This is a genomic window from Klebsiella sp. BDA134-6 (assembly GCF_015601345.1).
Lineage (GTDB): Bacteria > Pseudomonadota > Gammaproteobacteria > Enterobacterales > Enterobacteriaceae > Klebsiella > Klebsiella grimontii.
The window spans coordinates 395021-417304 of record NZ_CP064784.1; the positions used below are offsets into that span (position 1 = coordinate 395021).

The following is a 22284-nucleotide window of genomic DNA, read 5'->3' on the forward strand; positions in this document are numbered from 1 at the left end:
GGAGATCGCGTTTAACTGGCAGTGGATGGTCCACCACGCATCCAGATGAACGATAAAAATTCTCAGGGGAAGTTTTCTATGTCTACGCCTTCTGCGCGTAACGGCGGTTCATTAGACGCCTGGTTTAAAATTTCTGCTCGCGGCAGCACCGTGCGTCAGGAAATCGTTGCCGGTCTTACCACCTTTCTGGCGATGGTCTATTCCGTCATCGTGGTGCCAGGTATGCTCGGTAAAGCGGGTTTCCCGCCGGCAGCGGTATTTGTCTCCACCTGCCTGGTTGCCGGCGTCGGCTCTCTGGTGATGGGCCTGTGGGCGAACCTGCCGCTGGCGATTGGCTGCGCCATCTCGCTGACCGCGTTTACCGCCTTCAGCCTGGTGCTGGGTCAGCAGATCAGCATTCCGGTCGCGCTGGGCGCGGTCTTTCTTATGGGCGTGTTGTTTACGGTGATTTCCGCAACCGGTATTCGTAGCTGGATCCTGCGTAACCTGCCGCAGGGCGTGGCGCACGGCACCGGGATTGGTATCGGCCTGTTCCTGCTGCTGATTGCCGCCAATGGCGTAGGCCTGGTGATCAAAAACCCGCTGGATGGTCTGCCGGTGGCGCTGGGGCATTTTGACAGCTTCCCGGTGATTATGTCGCTGGTCGGGCTGGCGGTGATTATCGGCCTTGAAAAACTGAAAGTGCCGGGCGGTATCCTGCTGACGATTATCGGCGTCTCGATTATCGGCCTGATTTTCGATCCTAACGTCCACTTCTCCGGGATTTTCGCCATGCCGTCGCTGAGCGACGATAAAGGCAACTCGCTGATCGGTAGTCTGGATATCGTGGGGGCGCTGAATCCGGTCGTGTTGCCAAGCGTGCTTGCGCTGGTGATGACCGCGGTGTTTGACGCCACCGGTACCATCCGCGCGGTGGCCGGTCAGGCGAACCTGCTGGATAAAGACGGGCAGATTATTAACGGCGGCAAAGCGCTGACCACCGACTCCCTGAGCAGCGTTTTCTCCGGCCTGGTGGGCGCGGCGCCGGCGGCGGTGTATATCGAATCGGCTGCCGGTACGGCGGCGGGTGGTAAAACCGGCCTGACGGCAGTGACCGTCGGCGTGCTGTTCCTGCTGATCCTGTTCCTCTCGCCGCTCTCCTATCTGGTTCCGGCATATGCCACCGCTCCGGCGCTGATGTACGTCGGCCTGCTGATGCTGAGCAACGTGGCGAAAATCGATTTCAACGACTTCGTCGACGCGATGGCGGGCCTGATTACCGCGGTCTTTATCGTGCTGACCTGCAACATCGTGACCGGTATCATGATCGGCTTTGCGACACTGGTGATTGGACGTCTGGTGTCTGGTGAATGGCGTAAGCTTAACCTGGGTACGGTGATCATCGCCGCGGCGCTGGTTATCTTCTATGCCGGCGGTTGGGCGATTTAACTTTTTCTGCTAACAACGGGCGGCTTTGGCCGCCCGCTTAATTTTTAAGCCACATCCTGTTTCCTTTTGCGTTAATCTGAGTAGCGTATTATGCCGAGACATGACGCCTCAGATGTAAAAAAAGAAACGCAGCAAACAGGGAACACATGGAAATATTTTTTACCATACTCATCATGACCCTCGTGGTCTCTCTCTCCGGGGTGGTTACACGCGTACTGCCCTTTCAGGTTCCACTCCCCTTAATCCAAATCGGCATCGGCGCGCTGTTGGCCTGGCCTACTTTCGGACTGCACGTTGAATTCGACCCTGAACTCTTTCTGGTTCTGTTCATTCCGCCGCTGCTTTTTGCCGACGGCTGGAAGACGCCGACCCGCGAATTCATTGAGCATGGGCGAGAAATTTTTGGTCTGGCGCTAGCGCTGGTGGTGGTGACGGTGGTTGGTATTGGCTACCTCATCTACTGGATCGTTCCGGGTATTCCACTGATTCCGGCTTTTGCTCTGGCGGCGGTCCTGTCGCCAACGGATGCCGTGGCGCTATCCGGGATTGTTGGCGAAGGGCGCATCCCGAAAAAAATTATGGGGATTTTGCAGGGCGAGGCGCTGATGAACGATGCCTCCGGCCTGGTCTCCCTGAAGTTTGCCGTTGCGGTGGCGATGGGCACCATGGTCTTTACCGTAGGCGGCGCGACGGTGGAGTTTTTCAAGGTGGCGGTCGGCGGTATTCTCGCGGGCTTCGTGGTCAGCTGGCTGTACGGGCGCTCGATGCGCTTCCTCAGCCGCTGGGGCGGCGATGAACCGGCAACGCAAATTGTGCTGCTGTTCCTGCTGCCATTCGCTTCTTACCTGATCGCCGAGCATATCGGCTTTTCCGGGATCCTGGCGGCGGTCGCGGCGGGGATGACTATCACGCGTTCCGGGGTGATGCGCAGCGCGCCGCTGGCGATGCGCCTGCGCGCCAACAGCACCTGGGCGATGCTGGAGTTTGTGTTTAACGGCATGGTCTTCCTGCTGTTGGGCCTGCAGCTACCGGATATTCTCTCCACTTCTCTGGTGGCCGCGGAAGCGGATCCCAACGTCGAAACCTGGATGCTGTTTACCGATATCATCCTGATTTATGCCGCCCTGATGCTGGTGCGTTTTGGCTGGCTGTGGACGATGCGCAAACTCAGCCAGCGTTTCCTGAAAAAGAAACCGATGGAATTTGGCTCCTGGACCACGCGCGAGCTGCTGATCTCCTCCGTCGCTGGTGTCCGCGGGGCGATTACCCTTGCCGGCGTACTGTCGATTCCTCTACTGCTGCCGGACGGCAACGTCTTCCCGGCGCGCTATGAGCTGGTGTTCCTGGCCGCAGGGGTGATTCTGTTCTCGCTGTTCGTCGGCGTGATTGTGCTGCCGATTCTGCTGCGGCATATCGAGTCGAGCGATCATGTCCAGCAGCGCAAAGAGGAGCGTCTGGCGCGGGCGGCAACCGCGGATGTGGCGATTGTCGCGATTCAGAAAATGGAGGAGCGCCTGGCTGCGGATACCAAAGAGAATATCGATAATCAGCTGCTGACCGAGGTCAGTTCGCGGGTCATCGGTAACCTGCGTCGTCGCGTCGATGGGCGCAACGATGTTGAGACCTCAATGCTGGAAGAGAGCCTCGAACGGCGGTTCCGTCTGGCGGCGCTGCGCTCAGAACGCGGTGAGCTGTACCACCTGCGCGCCACCCGGCAGATTAGTAACGAGACGCTGCAGAAGCTGCTGCATGACCTCGACCTGCTGGAAGCGCTGCTTATCGAAGACCAGTAACGCGGTTGTTCCCCGGGTCAGGCGTTTACGCCGCGACCCGGGGACTTACTTCAGCCAGAACGCCTTACTGCACGCCAGCCACGCGCGCGCGCTGTGCGACATATACACCCCTTCCCGCCAAATCATCCCCAGCTCCCAGCGCAGGTCGCTCTGCAAGGGGATCCAGCAAAAGCTCTGTGGGTCGAGACGCTGGCAAATCGGTTCCGGCAAAATCGCGACGCCAATTCCTGCCTGCACCATGGCGGCCAGAAAATCCCACTGTCCGCTGCGTACGGCGATGCGCGGCTTAACCTCATGCTGAGCAAAAAGCCGCATCAGCTGCTGGCTGAGGGCGAAATCCTCGTTGTAAATTACCAGCGGATACGCTGCGAGCGCCTGCGGCGATAATGACGCGATGCTCTCCCACTGCGCCGTTCTCGGCGTCAGTACGCAGAGCGGATGGCTGAACAGAGATAGCGTCGTCAGGCCGCTGGCCTCATCAACGGGAAGCGCCGTCATGGCCAGATCCAGTTCGCCGTTGCTAACCGCCTGCTGCACGGTCAACCCGCCAAACTCGGCGATTTTCAGCTCAATGCCCGCATAGCGCTGGCGGAAGCGGCTAATCGGCTCGGCCATCAGCATGCCGACCATCGGCGGGATCCCGAGGCGCAGTACGCCTTTGTGCAGATGATTAATATCGCTCAGCTCCGACTCCAGTTGATGAAATTCGCCAAGAATGGCCTGCCCGCGCTCGAAAACCACGCGTCCGGTATCGGTCAGCAGCAGCTTGCGCCCGTCGCGGATCAGCAGCGTACAGTTCAGCTCATCTTCCAGATTTTTAAGCATTTTGCTGATGGTGGGCTGCGTGACGAACAGTTTCTCCGCCGCGCGGGTAAAGCTTTGTTGGCGAACCACTTCGACAAAATAACGCAGCGTTCGGATATCCATGATTATTCCCTGAGACTATACCTGCGATGATTTTAATTCATTTCTGCCAGGCCGGGCGGCTCTCTATACTGCACGCCTGTCTTCTTTTTCAGGAATACCGCTCATGGCCTTCGCGCCAGCACGAGTGACGCCCTTCGTCATGCAACGTCTTCAGGTACCGGTTCAGGTACTGATTTACGCCGGACTGTTCGTCTGCTCTGAATATTTAGTCAACTGGCTGCACCTGCCGCTTCCGGCGAATCTGGTCGGCATGCTGATGCTGCTGGCGCTGATTGTTTGCCGCATTATCCCCCTAAACTGGGTACGGGCCGGCGCCCGCTGGCTGCTGGCAGAGATGCTGCTATTTTTCGTGCCGGCGGTGGTGGCGGTCGTCAACTACGCGCAGCTGCTAATGGTCGATGGCTGGCGCATCTTTCTGGTCATTGGCCTGAGTACCACCATGGTACTGGGCGCAACGGCGTGGGTGGTTGATAAAGTGTATCACTATGAAGTCAGCAGGATGAAACATGAGTGATTTTCAGCTAAGCGTTCTGTGCCTTCTGGTCACGCTGGGACTCTATTTTGCCAACAAGCGGCTTTACCGTCGCTTCCATAAACTTCCGCTGATGCCGCTGGTATTTACCCCGATTCTGTTGGTCATGATTCTGGTGGTTGGCCATATCTCCTATCAACGCTACATGGGGGAGACCCACTGGCTACTGTGGCTGCTGGGTCCGGCGACGATCGCTTTTGCCGTGCCGGTGTATGACAACCTGGCGATCATTAAGCGCCACTGGATGTCGCTGACTGCCGGCGTCACTACCGCGTCGGTTGTCGCAGTGACCAGCTCGGTGTGGCTGGCGCGATTACTGACTTTACCTGATGAGATCCAGCGCAGCCTGGCGGTACGCTCGGTGACCACGCCCTTTGCGCTGGCGGCAGCCAAACCGCTGGGCGGTCAGCCAGACTTAGTCGCCCTGTTTGTGGTGGTGACCGGGGTATTCGGTATGGCGGTAGGTGATGTACTGTTTCTGCGCCTTTCTATTCGCGAAGGAATGGCAAAGGGGGCCGGGTTTGGCGCCGCATCGCACGGCGCCGGTACCGCACGATCCTACGAGCTTGGCCCGCAGGAGGGCGTGGTCGCCAGCCTGGTAATGATGCTATCCGGGGTGGTGATGGTGCTGGCCGCGCCGCTGGTGCGTTGGGTGATGTTCTAAATATTGCTTTTTACACAATGCGTTTTTTTATTAGTGCGGAAGTATATATCTAACTCCTCTTAATATTCATATAATTAGTCATTTTATATATATGAGTAGGCGTTAATTATCAGAATTGAAAGGGCAATGCGACGAATTTATTAGAGAATGTCCTTATTTATTTGTGCTTAATTGTAAGTAATTATTTCTGATTTTAGTGTTTTTAATTTTTAATATCAATATAAATATGTGAAGTAATAGATAGTGTGAATATGTTTTGTTTTTAATGCTATGATTTCATTTAAATATTTTTCATGTGTATGCTTTAATGTTTTATATAATGTGACTTCTTAATTAAGATAATTCATAAACTGTGGTTGAGAATAATCTCGATTTTAGTTACCTTAGTTACGTGAGCTTTTATTATTGAATGGATTCATGTGGAATTAAAGCTCTTGTATTTATGATCTGATATTATTAAATACAGGCAACTCACTCCCCATGCTGCAAGTCAGCTTAAATCTTAAGTTGATATTTAATTTCAATCTCTAATAAATGCCATAAAACAATTGATGGATTGATTGTTAATCTTAATATACAGGGGAATACCAATGAAATTAAAAGCCAAAACACTTGCCAAAATATTAACCTTATCTGCTGTCTGCTCTCTGGTGACCATGGCTCAAGCAGCGAATACAATTACTTTTACCGGTACGGTCTCAGATACCACTTGTACAGCCAATATCAACAATGGCGCCAACTCCATTGAAATGGGCACTGTTTCGGTAGCAGATTTAAAAGATAATACCTATAGCGCGGCCAAGAACTTCTCTTTCACTTTGAGCAATTGCCCTACCGGTGAAGAGGGGGCTCTGACAAAAGCCAGAATTACTTTTGGTGGTGAAGCAGATACATTTAATAGCGATTATTTTAAAAACCAGGCTCCAGTGTCTCCAGCCGCTAATGTCGCAATAGCTATTTTTGATAATGCCGGGGTCGTACAGAAGAACAATACTGAAGGTTCAGATGTCGATATTTCTTCTGGCGAGGCTACCATTCCGTTTATCGTTAAAATGGCTAAGTCGGGTGCCGCTGATCCAACAAAAGGGCCGGTGCAGACAACAGTAACTTATAATGTCACCTATTATTAATTAAGCATTATATAAATAGATATAGGGAAAGCCTTGAGCTTTCCCTCACTGGACTCTACCATGAATAAATTAGCTTATTTGATGTGTTTTTTTTCCTGCATATCCGTCGCGCAGGCCAGTGTGGTGGTTGGCGGGACGCGAGTGATATTCGACGGTACGCAAAAGGCGGCGACGGTATCTGTGCAAAATAAGGATAACGTTACAAATATTGTCCAGTCGTGGATCGCTGTTGTGGATGAAGCATCACCGGCAAAAGATTCCTTTATTACAACCCCTCCGCTATTTCGCCTGAAGGCGGGAGAAAAAGGGTTTGTGCGCATTCTTCGCTCAGGTAAACCGCTGCCCGAGGAGCGAGAGTCAATGTTTTGGCTAAATATTAAAGGCATTCCCGCTATGGATAGCGCCCCGGACAAAAATATGGTGCAGTTTGCCATTAACTCGCGGATTAAACTTATTTTTCGCCCGGCGGCATTAAAAAATGCCATTCCGGAAAATTTTGCCGAAAAGCTGCAGTGGTCTACTGAAGGTCGAGAAATTAAAGTAAAAAACGCCTCGCCGCTATATATGAATTTTTCAGAAATAACAGTTAATGGTAAGTCAGTCCCTGAAGCATGGTTTGTAGCTCCGTTCTCAACAATAAAAATACCGCTTGCAAATACATCTTCACCAGGGAAAAAGAAAATCACATGGAGCGTGATCAATGATTATGGAATGCCGGGACCAAAATACACCGCCATCATTCAATAACGTTGGACAGAATTTTACATTCCTGTTGAAGAGTGGCTATGTTGCCATTATTTCCTGCTTTGCCACAGTTCCGCTATCTACTCTCGCCGGTGAGTATTTCAATCCTCACCTGCTGGAGGTCAATGAAACCGGTACAACGTCGGTCGACTTAAGCTATATCTCCCAGGAAACCGTACCTCCAGGCGAATATAATCTTGATGTTTATATTAACAACGAATTTGTCACTTCCGAATCGGTCAGTTTCAAGCAACAGGATGAAAATCATGACGATTCTTCACCTTGTATCAGCGTCGCGCATCTGAAAGAGTGGTCAATTAAAACGGAAAATTACCCCGAGCTCGCGGTCGCGGGCTCCAGCTGCGCCAGGCTATCCGCGATCCCCGGATGGGGAACCACGGTATTACTTTCGCAACAGCGCGTTGATTTTAACGTGCCTCAGGTCGCGGTGATGCATCACCCGCGGGGATATGTTCCTGAAAACCGATGGCAGCAGGGCATTACCGCGGGGCTGCTTAACTATAATCTCTCCGGGCAAAAAACCGACCCGCGGCACGGCGGGGAAGCGACGTCGAGCCAGTTTGTTAGCCTGCAGCCAGGCTTAAACATCGGGCCGTGGCGCTTACGTAATTACAGCACTCTTAACCATGATGATAACGGCAACCAGTGGGACTCGGTCTACAGCTATATTGCGCGAGACATCCACGCCCTGAAAGGCCAGCTGATCGTAGGTCAAACCTATACTTCATCAAGCGTGTTCGACAGCATTAGCTTCACCGGGCTACAGCTGAATTCAGATAAAGAGATGCTGCCGGACAGTATGAATGGCTTTGCGCCGGTCATTAAAGGCATCGCCCGCTCGACCGCCGATGTGACGGTTTATCAGAATGGATACAGCATCTATAAAACCACGGTCTCTCCCGGCGCGTTTGAGATAAACGATCTTTATCCAACCGGCAGCGCGGGCGATCTGTATGTGACGGTGAAAGAGTCCGATGGCAGTGAACAGAGCTTTGTGGTGCCTTTCGCTTCGCTGGCGATTTTGCAGCGCGAGGGCCAGGTAGATTACGCTCTTAGCGGCGGTAAAACCCGCTCGGGGAGCTCCGGTGGAAAGGAATACAACTTCCTGCAATATAACCTTGCCTGGGGGGCATCGAGCAACGTCACGCTATATGGCGGTTTTCAGCAGCTTGAAGACAAATACAGTAATTTTTTGCTGGGCGCCGGACTTAACCTCGGCACTATCGGCGCGCTCTCTCTGGATGCATCTCAGTCCTGGGCGGATATCAAAGACAATTCCGCAGCGGATCGAACGTCATCCAGCGAAGGGCAATCTTATCGCGTGCGCTTTAGTAAAGATATTCCGCAGACGGGTACCAACTTCTCCGTTGCCGGATATCGTTATTCGACCCATGGCTATTATTCTCTGCAGAATTTCATTGATAGGGCGAATGCTCATAGCGGGTGCTGTTCATCAACGGGGCGGACTAAAGATCGTTTTGATGCTTCGGCTTCCCAGATTTTCTCCGGGTTCGGTTCTCTCTCCCTCTCGCTGGTCAGTGAATCTTATTGGGATAATTCACGTATGGAGTCGCTGGGGGTGAGCTATAGCAATACTCTGGGCCGCGTTTCCTATTTCATTAACTACTCCTATAGCCGAAATGTGCAGAGCGCAAGCCAGAACAGCGAAAGCTCTCCGACCAGTGATAATATGATTTCGCTTACAGTGAGCATGCCTTTTGGCGCGGATATATCGGCTAACTACAACCTGAACAGCAGCCGGACGGGCGACACGACCCATAATCTGGGGCTGAGCGGTTCTGCTTTTGCGGACCGTTCCCTGAGCTGGAACGTGCAGGAAGGCTACAACGCCAGCGACAAAGGCACCTCGGGAAATGTCAATCTGAACTATCAGGGTTCACGAGGCGAAGTCGCCGCCGGATACGGATATGACAGCTATAGCTCGCACTACAACTACTCGTTGCGCGGTGGGATGGTTGCCCATTCCGGCGGGGTAACCCTTTCTCGCTATCTGGGTGAGAGCGTGGCGCTGGTCGAAGCGCCTGGCGTTAGCGATGTGGCAGTGCGCGGGCAGACGAATATTACGACCGATGCTTTCGGATACGCCGTTGTGCCTTTTGTACGACCTTACCATGAAAACAATCTCTCTCTTGATGAGCAGCAGGTCTCTGGTGCGGAAATTGATAATATTGTCAAAACAGTAGTACCGACGCGTAATGCGGTTGTTAAAGTCAAATACGATACCTGGATCGGCTATAAGGCCATGATCACCATAAGCTACAAAAACAAAGCGGTGCCTTTTGGCGCTGTGGTGACGCTAGATGATGAAAATCTGAATGATAAAGAGCGCCGTAGTTCAATTGTGGGCGATGCCGGGCAAGCCTACTTGACCGGGTTACCCAAAAAAGGCCGGCTATTTGTGAAATGGGGTGATACGAAAAATAGCCAGTGTTATCTCAATTATGATTTGTCCTCTAATCAGTCAGTGGATGATATCGTTTTTTATGCAGCGGATTGCCAATGATGAATAACAGGATAATGGCTTTAATTCATAAACCCAGGATGGAAATGATGGAAGGAAATAATTGCCGGTCATTAATGAAATCGCGCTTGTTATTCATTATTAGCATTGGGTTTGTATCTATTTTCGCAAGACCTGCCGGGGCCTATGATGCGAATAGTACTGTTAATTTCAATGTCACCGGTAAGATTGAAGAGCCCGTATGCGAGGTGTCGATAAAGCCCTCCAGTACTATCGATCTGGGAACAGTGTCCTATCAAAGTCTGAGCGGAAAACCAGGTGCGAGTAGCGCTGCGAAGATCGTTGCCATTGCCTTTGATAATTGCTCTCTTGGAACGGCTTCCGTAACGCTAACGTTTAGCGGTACCTCATTTAGCAGTACCTATACCGATATTTATGAGAGTGAGAACATTTATGGCGCTAAGGACGTCGGGCTTCAGCTGTTAAGCGCGGGGGATCAAAAGGTCCTGGGGCCAAATGACAGCTATACCTATGCTTTCATTGAGGGTTCTGAGCATGTTTTTAATATGAACGCCAGAATGTATACGCCGAATGGACGAGCTACGAGGGGAAGTGTCGCTTATACGGTCACTTTTAATGTGGCCTATAGGTGAACTATTCACGCGAGGAAGAGGAATGAAGACGTTTATTTTATTATTGCTGACCTGTTTGTTACCGGCTTACAGCTGGGCATGTCAATCTGGCGCAAATTTGGGTGATATCGCGTTGACCAATTTACCCCCGCAGATACTGGTTAATGCCGGAAGCTATTCGGCGGGCACCATTCTGTATGATTCCGGGCAGCTCACTCATCCAGATACATCTGTTACAGATTGTCGCGGGTGGTTATATGCACAGTTTGTATGGAATTCGGAGAATGCGGGCACGTTAGTTGGCGATAATATCTACTCAACTTCAGTACAGGGCGTCGGTATCAGAGTTAAAGTCTGGTTAAACATCACAGGTGAGTATGCTGGTGATAAAGATGATTTTAATGCTGACTACAATGTTCACTATATCGGTGATGCGGACCTGTATCTGGGAAAACCAAACGGCTATGGCGATGACAAGGCGAGCACACATTATGCGCCGACGTACCAGGTGCAGCTTGTCGCTACGGGAGGGACTATCGCCAGTAATAGCACGCTGACGCTAGCCGATCCGATTTCCAGGGTTTCGATTCTCGACCTTGACGGAACGATGGTTCTTTCGCAGCTGCACGTGACGGGTTCGACAAAAATTCAGCTAACCCCGATGGGGTGCACGGTAGGTTCGACCGCCCTCAATTTCCCCATGGGCTCAATCAGCACAAACGTCTTTAATCTCTCGAACAAGGCTGGTTTTGCTGAGCAAACGCTTATCTTGTCCTGTGAACCCGGTACAAGAGTAACGATGCGTATTAACGCGACTGAAACAGATGGCGATAGCCCGGACAATAGCGTGATAGCGCTCACCCCTGGTAACAACGTGGCGACCGGCGTTGGCGTCCAATTGAATATTGACGGCGCTCCGTTATCCCTGAATACCAACTACCGGGTCTATCCTTACAACAGAACAACGGTAACTAATCCCGGTGCGGATGCCAGCTATCTGATATTCACCGATCCCGATAACCCCGGCGGGGCGGCGGCATCCAATGCGTTGACGTTTACGACGAACTATTACAAAACCGGATCGAAAGTAACACCAGGAAATGCAAATGCAAGTGGCACGATAACCTTTATTTATCAATAAAATATACCCCGGTCGCCAGGCCGGGGTACGAATGATAATTAATGCGCCTGACCCTTCTCAATACCGATACCGGTCTGCGAACGGATAAACTGGGCGCGGAACCGCTCGCGCTCGCGCAATCCTTCTTCTGAGCTATCGGTGGCGGAGAAGAACCAGATACCGACAAAGGCAATGGCGATAGAGAACAGCGCCGGATATTCATATGGGAATACCGCCTTTTCGTGGCCGAGGATCTGTACCCAGATAGTCGGGCCGAGGATCATCAGAATCACCGCGGTCAGCAGACCCAGCCAGCCGCCAATCATCGCCCCGCGGGTGGTCAGCTTCGACCAGTACATCGACAGCAGGATAATCGGGAAGTTACAGCTGGCGGCGATGGAGAATGCGAGACCGACCATAAAGGCGATGTTCTGATTCTCGAACAGGATGCCAAGTAGAATCGCCACTACGCCAAGGATCAGCACGGTAATCTTCGACACCTTCAGTTCCTGACGTTCGGTCGCGCCTTTACGGAACACGTTCGCGTACAGGTCGTGAGAGACCGCCGAAGCGCCCGCCAGCGTCAAACCGGCCACCACCGCCAGAATGGTAGCGAAGGCGACGGCCGAGATAAAGCCGAGGAACAGATTGCCGCCGACCGCGTCCGCCAGATGCACCGCTGCCATGTTGTTGCCGCCGATAAGCTGCCCGGCCGCATCTTTGAACGCCGGATTCGCCCCCACCAGCATGATGGCGCCGAAACCGATGATAAAGGTCAGAATATAGAAGTAGCCCATAAAGCCGGTGGCGTAAAACACGCTCTTACGCGCTTCTTTGGCGTCGCTCACGGTGAAGAAACGCATCAGAATATGCGGCAGGCCCGCAGTACCGAACATCAGCCCGAGACCGAGCGATAGCGCTGATATCGGGTCTTTCACCAGCCCGCCTGGGCTCATAATCGCCGCGCCTTTCGGGTGGACCGCCATCGCTTCGGTGAACAGATTATTGAAGCTGAAGCCGACGTGCTTCATCACCATAAAGGCCATAAAGCTGGCGCCGAACAGCAGCAGGACCGCTTTGATAATCTGCACCCAGGTAGTGGCGAGCATGCCGCCGAAGAGGACGTAAAGCACCATCAGCACGCCGACCAGGACGACCGCAATGTGGTAGTTGAGGCCAAACAGCAGTTGGATAAGCTTACCTGCGCCGACCATCTGGGCGATCAGATAGAGCGCCACTACCACTAGCGAACCGCAGGCGGAGAGGGTGCGAATCGGCCCCTGTTTAAGACGATAGGACGCCACGTCGGCAAACGTATAGCGCCCGAGGTTACGCAGGCGTTCGGCGATCAGGAATAAAATAATCGGCCAGCCGACGAGGAAGCCGAGCGAGTAGATCAACCCATCGTAGCCGGAGGTGTAAACCAGCGCGGAAATGCCGAGGAACGAGGCCGCAGACATAAAGTCGCCGGCAATCGCCAGCCCGTTCTGGAAACCGGTGATATTGCCGCCCGCGGTGTAGTAATCGCTGCGCGAACGTACGCGTTTTGACGCCCACCAGGTGATATAGAGCGTCAGGGCGACGAATATCAGGAACATGATAATCGCCTGCCAGTTAGTCGGCTGGCGCTGTACCGCGCCGGTAATAGCATCCGCGGCATTGGCGGTAAAAGGGAGCGTGGCGGCGAGCGCCGTCAGGACTTTCTTCATGATGCTTTAACCTCGCTGAGAATGCTCTTCGTCAGCCGATCAAATTCACCATTTGCCCGCCAGACGTATATTCCGGTTAATACGAAAGAGATAACGATCACGCCGATACCAATCGGAATACCCCGGGTGACGCTGGTGCCCGCATGCAGCGGCGTGCCCAGCCAGCCGGGGGCGAAGGCGATAAGCAGAATAAAGCCCACATAAATCACCAGCATAATCAGTGACAGGATGGCGGCAAACCTTTGCCGGGCTGCAACAAGTTCCTTAAAATGCGCACTATTTTCTATCCGCTGACAAATCTGATCGTTCATCGTAGCGTCTCCAGAGGTTCCCTTTTGTCATTCACGCGCCGGTCGTCGGCAACACTCATCCGCCCGGCAGTTAACTGTCGGGAATCCGCCTGTTTACCGCTTTCCTGCTACCTGAAATCCTTCGGGAGTATGTATTTATATCCTCTCCCCCGAAGAGGAGAGGGTGTAGGGGATCGGTTGGTTTACGATGGCATCGTGATGGCCTGCTTCTCTTCGAGCAGTTTCTCCACCACGCCCGGATCGGCAAGCGTTGAGGTATCGCCGAGGTTACTGGTATCGCCCGCGGCAATTTTGCGCAGAATACGGCGCATGATTTTGCCCGAACGGGTTTTCGGCAAGGAATCGGTCCAGTGCAGCACGTCCGGCGTCGCCAGCGGACCAATCTCTTTACGAACCCAGTTGCGTACCTCGGCGTAGAGCTCCGGCGTTGGTTCCTCGCCATGGTTGAGGGTCACGTAGGCGTAGATGGCCTGGCCCTTAATATTATGCGGAATGCCGACCACCGCCGCTTCGGCGATTTTCGGATGCGACACCAGCGCCGATTCAATTTCAGCGGTCCCCAGACGGTGGCCGGAAACGTTCAGCACGTCATCGACGCGGCCGGTGATCCAGTAGTAGCCATCTTCGTCACGGCGCGCACCGTCGCCGCTGAAGTACATATTTTTAAAGGTGGAGAAGTAGGTCTGTTCGAAGCGTTCGTGGTCGCCAAACAGCGTGCGCGCCTGGCCCGGCCAGGAGTCGGCGATCGCCAGGTTGCCCTCGGTCGCGCCTTCCAGCGGTGTGCCTTCGTTATCGACCAGTACCGGCTGGACACCGAAGAAGGGACGCGTGGCGGAGCCGGCCTTCAGCTCGATGGCGCCGGGCAGCGGGGTGATCATAAAGCCGCCAGTTTCGGTCTGCCACCAGGTGTCCATCACAGGGCACTTCTCGTTGCCGATTTTCTTCCAGTACCACTCCCAGGCTTCCGGGTTAATCGGTTCGCCGACGGAGCCGAGTATGCGCAGGGAAGAGCGGTCGGTGCCTTCGATGGCCTTATCGCCTTCCGCCATCAGCGCGCGGATCGCCGTAGGAGCGGTATAGAGAATGTTGACCTGATGCTTATCCACCACCTGGCACATGCGCGCCGGGGTCGGCCAGTTCGGTACGCCTTCGAACATCAGCGTCGTTGCGCCGCAGGCCAGCGGGCCGTACAGCAGGTAGCTGTGGCCGGTGACCCAGCCGACGTCGGCGGTGCACCAGTAGATGTCGCCCGGATGGTAGTCGAACACGTATTTAAAGGTCGAAGCCGCATAGACCAGGTAGCCGCCGGTGGTGTGCAGCACACCTTTTGGCTTACCGGTGGAACCGGAGGTATAAAGGATGAACAGCGGATCTTCGGCGTTCATCTCTTCAGGCTGGTGTTCCACGCTGGCTTTCTCAATCAGATCGCTCCACCACTGGTCGCGCCCCTCCTGCCAGTCGATTTTGCCGCCGGTACGCTTGAGCACCACCACGTTTTCGATACTTTTGACGTTCGGATTCTTCAACGCGTCATCGACGTTCTTCTTAAGGGGGATCGCGCGACCGGCGCGCAATCCTTCATCAGCGGTGATCACCAGACGGGAGTTTGAATCGATGATTCGTCCGGCGACCGCTTCCGGCGAGAAGCCACCGAAAATCACCGAATGGATAGCGCCGATGCGGGCACAGGCCAGCATGGCCACCGCCGCTTCCGGCACCATCGGCATATAGATAGCGACCACATCGCCCTTTTTGATGCCGAGATCGAGCAGGACGTTGGCGAAGCGGCAGACATCGCGGTGTAGCTCGCGATAAGTGATGTTTTTGCTCTGGCTGGCGTCATCGCCCTCCCAGATGATGGCCGTCTGGTCGCCGCGCTCCGCCAGATGGCGATCGAGGCAGTTAGCGGCGAGGTTCAGCGTGCCGTCTTCGTACCATTTAATCGAAATATTGCCTGGCGCGAATGAGGTATTTTTCACGCGCGTGTAGGGTTTCATCCAGTCAAGGATTTTGCCCTGTTCGCCCCAGAAGGCATCAGGGTCGGTGACGGACTGTTGATACTGCGCCTGGTACTGTTCCGGGTTAATCAGGCAACGTTCCGCAATAGTAGCGGGAATAGGGTGTTTATGTATTTGGCTCATGGCTTTTTTTCTCCTGTAGGTTGTTAAATATATGTCAAATAAACGTTAATAGTAGGGGCTTTGGTGGCTTTGTTTGCTATTTGGGGGGCAGATCACGCAATAAATAAATTGAATGAAAAGCAATCAAATGAAACTTTTATGTGAAATAATTTCAGAAATGGATTAATAGAAATTGAATATATTAAATATTTTTTATAACAAATACTTATGCAATATAAGGTGGGAATATCAGCGGGTTTATGCATAAAATCAGAGTAAACCGCTGTTCTTAAAGACTTGCGCAGCATGCCGTGCAAATGATACTGATATTGCGCGTTAAATAACCCTATAAAGCAACGCAACACAATTCATACCCCTTTCAGTGGGCGCCATTACCTCCTGGAATGGTGCCTTTCATCGAGGAAGTCTGTAGTGAAGAAAAAAACAAAAGTCAGCCTGGCCTGGCAAATTTTGCTGGCGCTGGTGCTGGGCATACTTCTGGGCAGTTACCTGCATTACCACGCCGAAAGCCGTGATTGGCTGATCTCGAATCTGCTGACCCCGGCGGGCGATATCTTTATCCATCTGATTAAAATGATCGTCGTACCGATCGTTATTTCGACCCTGGTGGTCGGTATTGCGGGCGTGGGCGACGCGAAGCAGTTGGGCCGTATCGGCGCGAAAACCATTATCTATTTTGAAGTGATCACCACGGTGGCTATCGTGCTGGGGATTACCCTGGCGAACGTCTTCCAGCCGGGGAGCGGAATCGATATGTCGCAGCTGGCGGCGGTGGATATTTCGAAGTATCAAAACACCACGGCGGAAGTGCAGAGCCACGCGCATGGCCTGATGGGCACCATCCTCTCGCTGGTGCCGACCAATATCGTGGCCTCGATGGCGAAAGGCGACATGCTGCCGATTATCTTCTTCTCGGTGCTGTTTGGTCTCGGCCTCTCCTCGCTGCCCGCTACCCACCGCGAACCGCTGGTTACGGTGTTCCGCTCTATCTCTGAAACCATGTTCAAAGTGACGCATATGGTGATGCGTTATGCTCCGGTTGGCGTGTTCGCGCTGATCTCGGTGACCGTGGCGACCTTCGGCTTCGCCTCGCTGTGGCCGCTGGCGAAGCTGGTGATTCTGGTTTACTTCGCGATCCTGTTCTTCGCGCTGGTGGTATTAGGCATCGTGGCGCGGGTTTGCGGGCTGAGCATCTGGACTCTGATTCGCATTCTGAAGGATGAGCTGATTCTGGCTTACTCTACCGCCAGCTCCGAGAGCGTGCTGCCGCGTATTATTGAGAAGATGGAAGCCTATGGCGCGCCGGCGTCGATCACCAGCTTCGTGGTGCCTACCGGCTACTCGTTTAACCTCGATGGCTCAACGCTGTATCAGAGCATTGCGGCGATCTTTATTGCCCAGTTGTACGGTATCGACCTTTCCATCTGGCAGGAAATTACCCTCGTGCTGACGCTGATGGTGACGTCGAAAGGGATTGCCGGCGTGCCGGGCGTCTCCTTCGTGGTGCTGCTGGCGACGCTGGGCAGCGTGGGTATTCCGCTGGAAGGTCTGGCCTTTATCGCCGGCGTTGACCGTATCCTCGATATGGCGCGTACCGCGCTGAACGTGGTGGGTAACGCGCTGGCGGTGCTGGTTATCGCCAAGTGGGAACACAAATTTGACCGCAAAAAAGCGCTGGCGTACGAGCGTGAAGTGCTGGGTAAATTTGATAAAACGGCGCAATAAAACAGAAAGCCCGGTGACATCGCTCCGGGCTTTTTCTTATCTTTTACTGATCCTGTCGAACTCTTCACAGCCGGTATCAAACCCCTCCTGACAGCTCACGTTGAGCCAGTGCAGCGCTTTTTGCTTGTTTGGTTCGATAAAGCCTTTTTCTCCCTGCTGGAAAAGCATCCCGGCCCAGTACTCGGCGTAGCCGGTGCGGGAGAGGGCGGAGCTCTCTTTGAAATACTGCGTCGCTTTTACGTCATCCTCCGGCGGATGAACGCCGCTGGCGTAGATGAGCCCCAGCAGCATCTGGGCGTCGACGGCGGAGTCGCTCTCCGGATCCTGTGCGGCATGCTGTAACAGGGAGATGGCGTGCGAATAGTTCGGCGTACCGGCCTGCTGATTCACCAGCACCCGGGCGAGGACAATTTCTCCCGCCCTGCTGCCGGTTTTCACCGATTTTTCAGCCAGCGCTTTCGCCTGGAGATAGTCGGCCTGCTGCGGGTTGCGGATTTTGAGCTGGGCCAGCAGCGCCAGAGCATCGCCGTCGCCGTTGTCCGCGGCTTTTTGCGCCCAGTATTCGGCCTGCGGAAAATCGCCGAAGCTAACGTAGGTATCCGCCAGGTAATACTGAGCGCGCGGGTCGCCCGCTTCGGCCTGCGCTTTGTACTGGCTGCCGGGTTCCATGGCACCTGCGGCGACGCTTGCTATCACCAGCAGTAAAGAGAGGTATTTCATTTTTTATTATCGGTAGAGGACATAGTGAGCAGTATAAAGGCAGGTGAAGGAGAAGAAAACGACGGGAACGAGTGGGGGAGACTCATGCTTTACCCGAATAATCGAGCGATCTGTTTCCTGGGTTGCGGCGTAAACGCCTTACCCGGGCTACGGATTATGTAGCCCGGACAGGTGTGAAGCACCGCCTCCGGGGAGGCGGCCTGATTAGCCCATTGCGCTTTCGCGCAGGCGGGTTTTCAGCTTGTTGTACTCGTCAATCACGTACTGCTCGGCGGCCCGTTGGTCGGCAATCGGCTCAACGTTGACGGCGCAGTACTTGTACTCCGGCGTTTTGGTTATCGGGCTCAGGTTCTCGGAAACCAGCTCGTTACAGGCGCCAATCCACCACTGGTAGGTCATATAGACCGCCCCTTTGTTCGGACGGTCGCTAACCTGCGCGCGGGTGATGATGCGGCCTTTACGCGAATTCACCCACACCAGCGCCTCATCCTCAATGCCCAGACGTTCGGCATCGGCGGTATTGATCTGCGCATAGCCCGGTTCATCTGCTAACGCGGCCAGCGCCGCACAGTTGCCGGTCATCGAACGGCACGAGTAGTGGCCGACTTCACGCACCGTCGACAGCACCATCGGATACTCGTCGGTAAGCTTGTCAATCGGCGCGACCCAGTCGCAGGTGAAGAACTGCGCCAGACCGTTCGGGGTATCGAACTTCTCTTTAAACAGATAAGAGGTCCCCTGGTCAGCGTCGGACTCATCGCGGCACGGCCACATGACGTAGCCCAGCTCGCCCATTTTCTCGTAGGTGGCGCCATAGAAATCCGGGCACAGATGACGCAACTCGTCCCAGATTTCCTGGGTGTTGTTGTAGTGCATCTTATAACCCATCCGGGTGGCGATTTCGCTGATGATCTGCCAGTCGGTTTTCAGGTCCCACTTCGGCTCTACCGCTTTAAAGAAGCGCTGGAAGCCGCGGTCCGCTGCGGTATAAACGCCTTCGTGCTCGCCCCATGAAGTGGAAGGCAGGATAACGTCGGCCGCTGAGGCGGTTTTGGTCATGAAAATATCCTGGACGATAACCAGTTCCAGATCGTCGAAAGCCTTACGTACGGCGGACAGCTCGGCATCGGTCTGCAGCGGATCTTCCCCCATGATGTACGCAGCCCGTACTTCGCCATGCGCCGCGCGGTGCGGCAGCTCGCTGATGCGGTAGCCGGTGTGCGCCGGCAGGCTGTCGACGCCCCAGGCTTTGGCGAACTTCTCGCGGTTTTCCGGGAACTTAACGTACTGATAGCCCGGATAGGTATCCGGCAGCGCGCCCATATCACAGGCGCCCTGAACGTTGTTCTGGCCGCGCACCGGGTTGACGCCGACGCTCGGCTTGCCGAGGTTGCCGGTGAGGATCGCCAGGCTGGTCAACGAACGTACGGTCTCCACGCCCTGGTAGAACTGGGTCACGCCCATGCCCCACAGGATAGCGGCGGATTTCGCGCTGGCGTACATCCGGGCGCAGGCGCGGATTTCCTGGGCGCTGACGCCGGTAATCGCTTCCACCGACTCCGGCGTATAGCCTTCGACGATTTTGCGATACTCTTCGAAGCCCTCGGAACGGCTGGCGACGAAGGATTTATCGTAAAGATCCTCTTCGATAATGACATGCCCGATGGCGTTGAGCAGCGCGATGTTCGAGCCGTTTTTCAGCGCAATGTGCATATCGGCGATGCGCGCGGTTTCGATTTTACGCGGATCGCAGACGATGATTTTCGCCCCATTGCGTTTGGCGTTAATCACGTGATTCGCCACAATAGGGTGTGAATCTGCCGGGTTATACCCGAAGATAAACACGAGATCGGTGTTGTCGATCTCGGTGATGGCATTACTCATAGCGCCGTTACCGACCGATTGGTGCAGACCTGCAACCGATGGGCCGTGTCAGACGCGAGCGCAGCAGTCGACGTTATTGGTACCAATAACGGCGCGCGCGAATTTTTGCATCACATAGTTGGTTTCGTTACCCGTCCCGCGGGACGAACCGGTAGTCTGAATCGCGTCCGGGCCATACTTCTCTTTAATGGCGCTAAGGCGAGTGGCGACGTAATCGAGCGCCTCATCCCAGGAGACGGATTCCAGCTTGCCGCCGCGCTGGCGACGGATCATCGGGGTTTTCAGGCGCGGGGTAAGGATCTGGGTATCGTTAATGAAGTCCCAGCCATAATAGCCTTTCAGACACAGGGTTCCCTGGTTGGTTTTCCCCTGTGCCGCCTCCGCCCGAACGATTTTGCCGTTATCGACCACCAGGTTGATTTTGCAACCTGATGCGCAATACGGGCAAACCGTGACGACTTTTTTCATCGGTCTTGCTCCAGTTAATCAATTGGCGCATACGCGCTATCGCGCCGTCACTATGCATCTTCTATGCCATGTTTTCATTGTGGGTATTGACTGATGATACGTTGTTTTTTTGGGCGAAATGCTGACGAAAAACAGCCTATCGTCAGTTTTGACGTGTCGACGCGAGAGGATGTGACGCGGGTCGGGCAGCCGGGACAGGCGCGCAGCACCGCCCCCGGAGAAGATCGCGGGGCAGCGCGCTTACAGGTATTGCTGGGCTAGTTTAAATACCGGCTTCTCGCCAGCGCCGCCGCGCCCTGGGCGCCGTTAAACGCTGAAGAGGAGGCGGCGATAAAGCGTACGGCCTGATACGGCAGCGGACGGCGAACGTAGGTTTTGACCATCGCGATTAAGGCGTCGCGCGGGAAGGCGGGCATATCCATCACTCCGCCGCCGAGGATCACCGCATCGGGATCGAACAGGTTGATGCTGGTGGCGATGGCGCGAGCGGCGTGGTTTAGCAACGTCTGGACAAACGGCTCCCGCGCAGCGTGGACGAACAGCTCGCCCAGTTCGTACGCTCGAGGTTGCTGTTCATACCAGCGCTTGAGCGCAATGCCGGAGCAAACGGTTTCCAGACAGGCGGGGTTGCCGCAGGCGCAGGTGAGGGCGTCATCGCCCTGCGGAATATGCCCCAGCTCGCCCGCCACGCCGTGCGCGCCGGTCCACGGCCCGCCGTTGAGCCAGACCGCGAAGCCCATGCCGGTGCCGAGATAGGCCGCTAGTACCTCCTGCTCCTGCAGGCCATTCTCCTGCACATCAAAAGAGAGCTGCAGATTCACATCGCGGGAAAACTCCACCGGGCAGCATAGCGCCGCTTCCAGCCGGTCGGCCAGATTATAGAGGTCGTCGGCGGCGAGAGGCAGATTAGGCGTGGAGATAATCGTCCGCTTGTCTTTTGCCACCAGCGCCGGGAACCCCATCACCAGCCCGCAGCAATGGGCGTCGTGCAGGGTCAGCTGCTGCTGCAACAGGTTTTTAATGCCATTGACCAGGCCGTCGGCGCTAATTACATCAGCGGTGCGCCGCTTTTCGCAGTGCAGCGCTTCGCCCTGCGCGGTTTGCAGGCAAAGGCGGATATGGGTCGCGCCCATATCCACGCCCGCGACGACGTTACGCTGTTTTTGCATGAGGCAGTACCTCGTGTTTCGCCGCCAGGATCTGCTCTGCCATGATCTGCCACGCGTCTTCAATCTTATCAGCATGGTTAAAGAGGCCTGAGGTGCCGACGATAAACACGTCCGCGCCCGCCGCCATCAGCTTTTGATAGGTGGCTTTATTGCAGGAACCGTCGATTTCGATCTCGTAGCTCAGCCCCTCGCGCTCGCGCCAGGCTTTCAGTTCGGCGATTTTTTCCAGCATCTCCGGGATAAACGGCTGCCCGGCGAAGCCCGGATCGACGGTCATCACCGTGATTTTGTCGGCTTTATGAATGTAGTACTTCATGGCTTCGACCGGGGTTTCCGGGTTGAGGATCAGCCCGACCTTCATGCCGTGGCGGCGGATCTCTTCGATCAGGCGGAAGGCCTGGCCGTTAATCGTTTCCGGATGCAGGGTGATAAAATCCGCCCCTGCCTGCGCCAGTTGGCTAATGTAGTCCTGCGGGCGGGTGACCATCAGGTGGCAGTCCAGCGGCTTGCTGGCCAGCTTTTTCACCTGGCCGACGAAAAACGGCGACAGGGTCAGGTTCGGTACAAAATGACCGTCCATAATGTCGATGTGGAAATAGTCTGCGTGCTGGTCGATAAACTCGATCTGTTCTTTGAATTTCAGCAGATCCATACACATTAAAGAGGGAGCAATTTTCATTATAA

Annotated in this window: 19 protein-coding genes; 11 read left to right on the top strand and 8 right to left on the bottom strand. The window is 54.5% G+C overall.

The window, feature by feature from the left end:
- Positions 1-78 precede the first annotated feature (78 nt).
- Together IYV58_RS01825 and IYV58_RS01830 are read left to right on the top strand one after the other, a co-directional pair.
- A complete protein-coding gene (locus IYV58_RS01825) occupies positions 79-1428 on the top strand; it encodes an NCS2 family permease (protein ID WP_004127847.1) in 1350 nt (449 codons plus the stop codon).
- Positions 1429-1574: 146 nt separating this feature from the next.
- Positions 1575-3221, top strand: a complete 1647-nt coding sequence (locus tag IYV58_RS01830; protein WP_004127849.1) for a Na+/H+ antiporter — start codon at positions 1575-1577, stop codon at positions 3219-3221.
- Positions 3222-3266: 45 nt separating this feature from the next.
- On the opposite strand, the gene IYV58_RS01835 is transcribed toward IYV58_RS01830, so the two are convergent.
- Entirely contained in the window at positions 3267-4148 is an 882-nt protein-coding gene (locus IYV58_RS01835) for a LysR family transcriptional regulator (protein WP_087829668.1), read from the bottom strand.
- A 103-nt stretch (positions 4149-4251) separates the two neighbouring features.
- On the opposite strand from IYV58_RS01835, the gene IYV58_RS01840 reads away from it, so the two are divergent.
- The 7 genes from IYV58_RS01840 (at position 4252) to IYV58_RS01870 (ending at position 11494) form a co-directional block, all read left to right on the top strand.
- Complete coding sequence (locus IYV58_RS01840; RefSeq protein WP_049114150.1) at positions 4252-4662, top strand: CidA/LrgA family protein; 411 nt, start codon at positions 4252-4254, stop codon at positions 4660-4662.
- Entirely contained in the window at positions 4655-5344 is a 690-nt protein-coding gene (locus IYV58_RS01845; protein WP_004127853.1) for an LrgB family protein, read from the top strand. Before IYV58_RS01840 ends, IYV58_RS01845 begins: the two co-directional genes overlap by 8 nt.
- A 590-nt stretch (positions 5345-5934) precedes the next feature.
- The gene (locus IYV58_RS01850; RefSeq protein WP_087829670.1) at positions 5935-6474 is read left to right on the top strand and encodes a fimbrial protein; all 540 of its coding nucleotides are present in this window, start codon (positions 5935-5937) and stop codon (positions 6472-6474) included.
- A 60-nt stretch (positions 6475-6534) separates the two neighbouring features.
- Positions 6535-7221 carry a fimbrial assembly chaperone gene (locus IYV58_RS01855; RefSeq protein ID WP_004127856.1) on the top strand — a complete coding sequence of 229 codons (687 nt, stop codon included), beginning with the start codon at positions 6535-6537 and terminating at the stop codon, positions 7219-7221.
- A complete protein-coding gene (locus IYV58_RS01860) occupies positions 7175-9763 on the top strand; it encodes a fimbria/pilus outer membrane usher protein (protein WP_195729383.1) in 2589 nt (862 codons plus the stop codon). The genes IYV58_RS01855 and IYV58_RS01860 overlap by 47 nt, the downstream gene beginning before the upstream one ends.
- Entirely contained in the window at positions 9760-10374 is a 615-nt protein-coding gene (locus tag IYV58_RS01865) for a fimbrial protein (protein WP_032742009.1), read from the top strand. The genes IYV58_RS01860 and IYV58_RS01865 overlap by 4 nt, the downstream gene beginning before the upstream one ends.
- A 22-nt stretch (positions 10375-10396) precedes the next feature.
- Positions 10397-11494 carry a type 1 fimbrial protein gene (locus IYV58_RS01870; RefSeq protein ID WP_004127865.1) on the top strand — a complete coding sequence of 366 codons (1098 nt, stop codon included), beginning with the start codon at positions 10397-10399 and terminating at the stop codon, positions 11492-11494.
- Between the two features lie 38 nt (positions 11495-11532).
- Here IYV58_RS01870 and actP read toward each other — a convergent pair whose 3' ends face one another.
- The 3 genes from actP to acs form a co-directional block, all read right to left on the bottom strand.
- Positions 11533-13182 carry a cation/acetate symporter ActP gene (gene actP / locus IYV58_RS01875; RefSeq protein ID WP_004127868.1) on the bottom strand — a complete coding sequence of 550 codons (1650 nt, stop codon included), beginning with the start codon at positions 13180-13182 and terminating at the stop codon, positions 11533-11535.
- Entirely contained in the window at positions 13179-13493 is a 315-nt protein-coding gene (locus IYV58_RS01880; protein ID WP_004127871.1) for a DUF485 domain-containing protein, read from the bottom strand. Before IYV58_RS01880 ends, actP begins: the two co-directional genes overlap by 4 nt.
- Before the next feature lie 182 nt (positions 13494-13675).
- Positions 13676-15634: an acetate--CoA ligase gene (gene acs, locus IYV58_RS01885; protein WP_004127873.1), complete on the bottom strand. Its 1959-nt coding sequence runs from the start codon at positions 15632-15634 to the stop codon at positions 13676-13678.
- A 411-nt stretch (positions 15635-16045) separates the two neighbouring features.
- Here acs and gltP point away from each other — a divergent pair, with 411 nt between their 5' ends.
- A complete protein-coding gene (gene gltP / locus IYV58_RS01890) occupies positions 16046-17359 on the top strand; it encodes a glutamate/aspartate:proton symporter GltP (protein WP_004109428.1) in 1314 nt (437 codons plus the stop codon).
- 36 nt (positions 17360-17395) lie between these two features.
- Here the strand turns inward: gltP and IYV58_RS01895 are convergent, their stop codons facing one another.
- The gene (locus tag IYV58_RS01895; RefSeq protein WP_004127875.1) at positions 17396-18079 is read right to left on the bottom strand and encodes a tetratricopeptide repeat protein; all 684 of its coding nucleotides are present in this window, start codon (positions 18077-18079) and stop codon (positions 17396-17398) included.
- A 204-nt stretch (positions 18080-18283) separates the two neighbouring features.
- Positions 18284-20431 (bottom strand): formate dehydrogenase subunit alpha, encoded by a 2148-nt coding sequence (fdhF, locus tag IYV58_RS01900; protein ID WP_077598887.1) that lies wholly within the window; start codon positions 20429-20431, stop codon positions 18284-18286.
- A 93-nt stretch (positions 20432-20524) separates the two neighbouring features.
- Here fdhF and IYV58_RS01905 point away from each other — a divergent pair, with 93 nt between their 5' ends.
- A complete protein-coding gene (locus IYV58_RS01905; protein WP_157262004.1) occupies positions 20525-20692 on the top strand; it encodes a hypothetical protein in 168 nt (55 codons plus the stop codon).
- On the opposite strand, the gene alsK is transcribed toward IYV58_RS01905, so the two are convergent.
- Positions 20689-21600: an allose kinase gene (gene alsK / locus IYV58_RS01910; RefSeq protein WP_139528974.1), complete on the bottom strand. Its 912-nt coding sequence runs from the start codon at positions 21598-21600 to the stop codon at positions 20689-20691. The two genes, IYV58_RS01905 and alsK, sit on opposite strands and share 4 nt — an antisense overlap.
- Positions 21584-22279 carry a D-allulose 6-phosphate 3-epimerase gene (alsE, locus tag IYV58_RS01915; RefSeq protein WP_004127884.1) on the bottom strand — a complete coding sequence of 232 codons (696 nt, stop codon included), beginning with the start codon at positions 22277-22279 and terminating at the stop codon, positions 21584-21586. Before alsE ends, alsK begins: the two co-directional genes overlap by 17 nt.
- Positions 22280-22284: the final 5 nt, after the last annotated feature.

Coding starts and splice junctions, on each gene's coding strand:
- IYV58_RS01895 (WP_004127875.1), bottom strand. CDS start 18,079: ATGAAATACCTCTCTTTACTGCTGGTGATAGCAAGCGTCGCCGCAGGT.
- IYV58_RS01880 (WP_004127871.1), bottom strand. CDS start 13,493: ATGAACGATCAGATTTGTCAGCGGATAGAAAATAGTGCGCATTTTAAG.
- alsE (WP_004127884.1), bottom strand. CDS start 22,279: ATGAAAATTGCTCCCTCTTTAATGTGTATGGATCTGCTGAAATTCAAA.
- IYV58_RS01825 (WP_004127847.1), top strand. CDS start 79: ATGTCTACGCCTTCTGCGCGTAACGGCGGTTCATTAGACGCCTGGTTT.
- acs (WP_004127873.1), bottom strand. CDS start 15,634: ATGAGCCAAATACATAAACACCCTATTCCCGCTACTATTGCGGAACGT.
- IYV58_RS01845 (WP_004127853.1), top strand. CDS start 4,655: ATGAGTGATTTTCAGCTAAGCGTTCTGTGCCTTCTGGTCACGCTGGGA.
- alsK (WP_139528974.1), bottom strand. CDS start 21,600: ATGCAAAAACAGCGTAACGTCGTCGCGGGCGTGGATATGGGCGCGACC.
- IYV58_RS01850 (WP_087829670.1), top strand. CDS start 5,935: ATGAAATTAAAAGCCAAAACACTTGCCAAAATATTAACCTTATCTGCT.
- IYV58_RS01905 (WP_157262004.1), top strand. CDS start 20,525: ATGATACGTTGTTTTTTTGGGCGAAATGCTGACGAAAAACAGCCTATC.
- IYV58_RS01830 (WP_004127849.1), top strand. CDS start 1,575: ATGGAAATATTTTTTACCATACTCATCATGACCCTCGTGGTCTCTCTC.
- IYV58_RS01865 (WP_032742009.1), top strand. CDS start 9,760: ATGATGAATAACAGGATAATGGCTTTAATTCATAAACCCAGGATGGAA.
- actP (WP_004127868.1), bottom strand. CDS start 13,182: ATGAAGAAAGTCCTGACGGCGCTCGCCGCCACGCTCCCTTTTACCGCC.
- IYV58_RS01870 (WP_004127865.1), top strand. CDS start 10,397: ATGAAGACGTTTATTTTATTATTGCTGACCTGTTTGTTACCGGCTTAC.
- IYV58_RS01840 (WP_049114150.1), top strand. CDS start 4,252: ATGGCCTTCGCGCCAGCACGAGTGACGCCCTTCGTCATGCAACGTCTT.
- IYV58_RS01835 (WP_087829668.1), bottom strand. CDS start 4,148: ATGGATATCCGAACGCTGCGTTATTTTGTCGAAGTGGTTCGCCAACAA.
- IYV58_RS01860 (WP_195729383.1), top strand. CDS start 7,175: ATGATTATGGAATGCCGGGACCAAAATACACCGCCATCATTCAATAAC.
- IYV58_RS01855 (WP_004127856.1), top strand. CDS start 6,535: ATGAATAAATTAGCTTATTTGATGTGTTTTTTTTCCTGCATATCCGTC.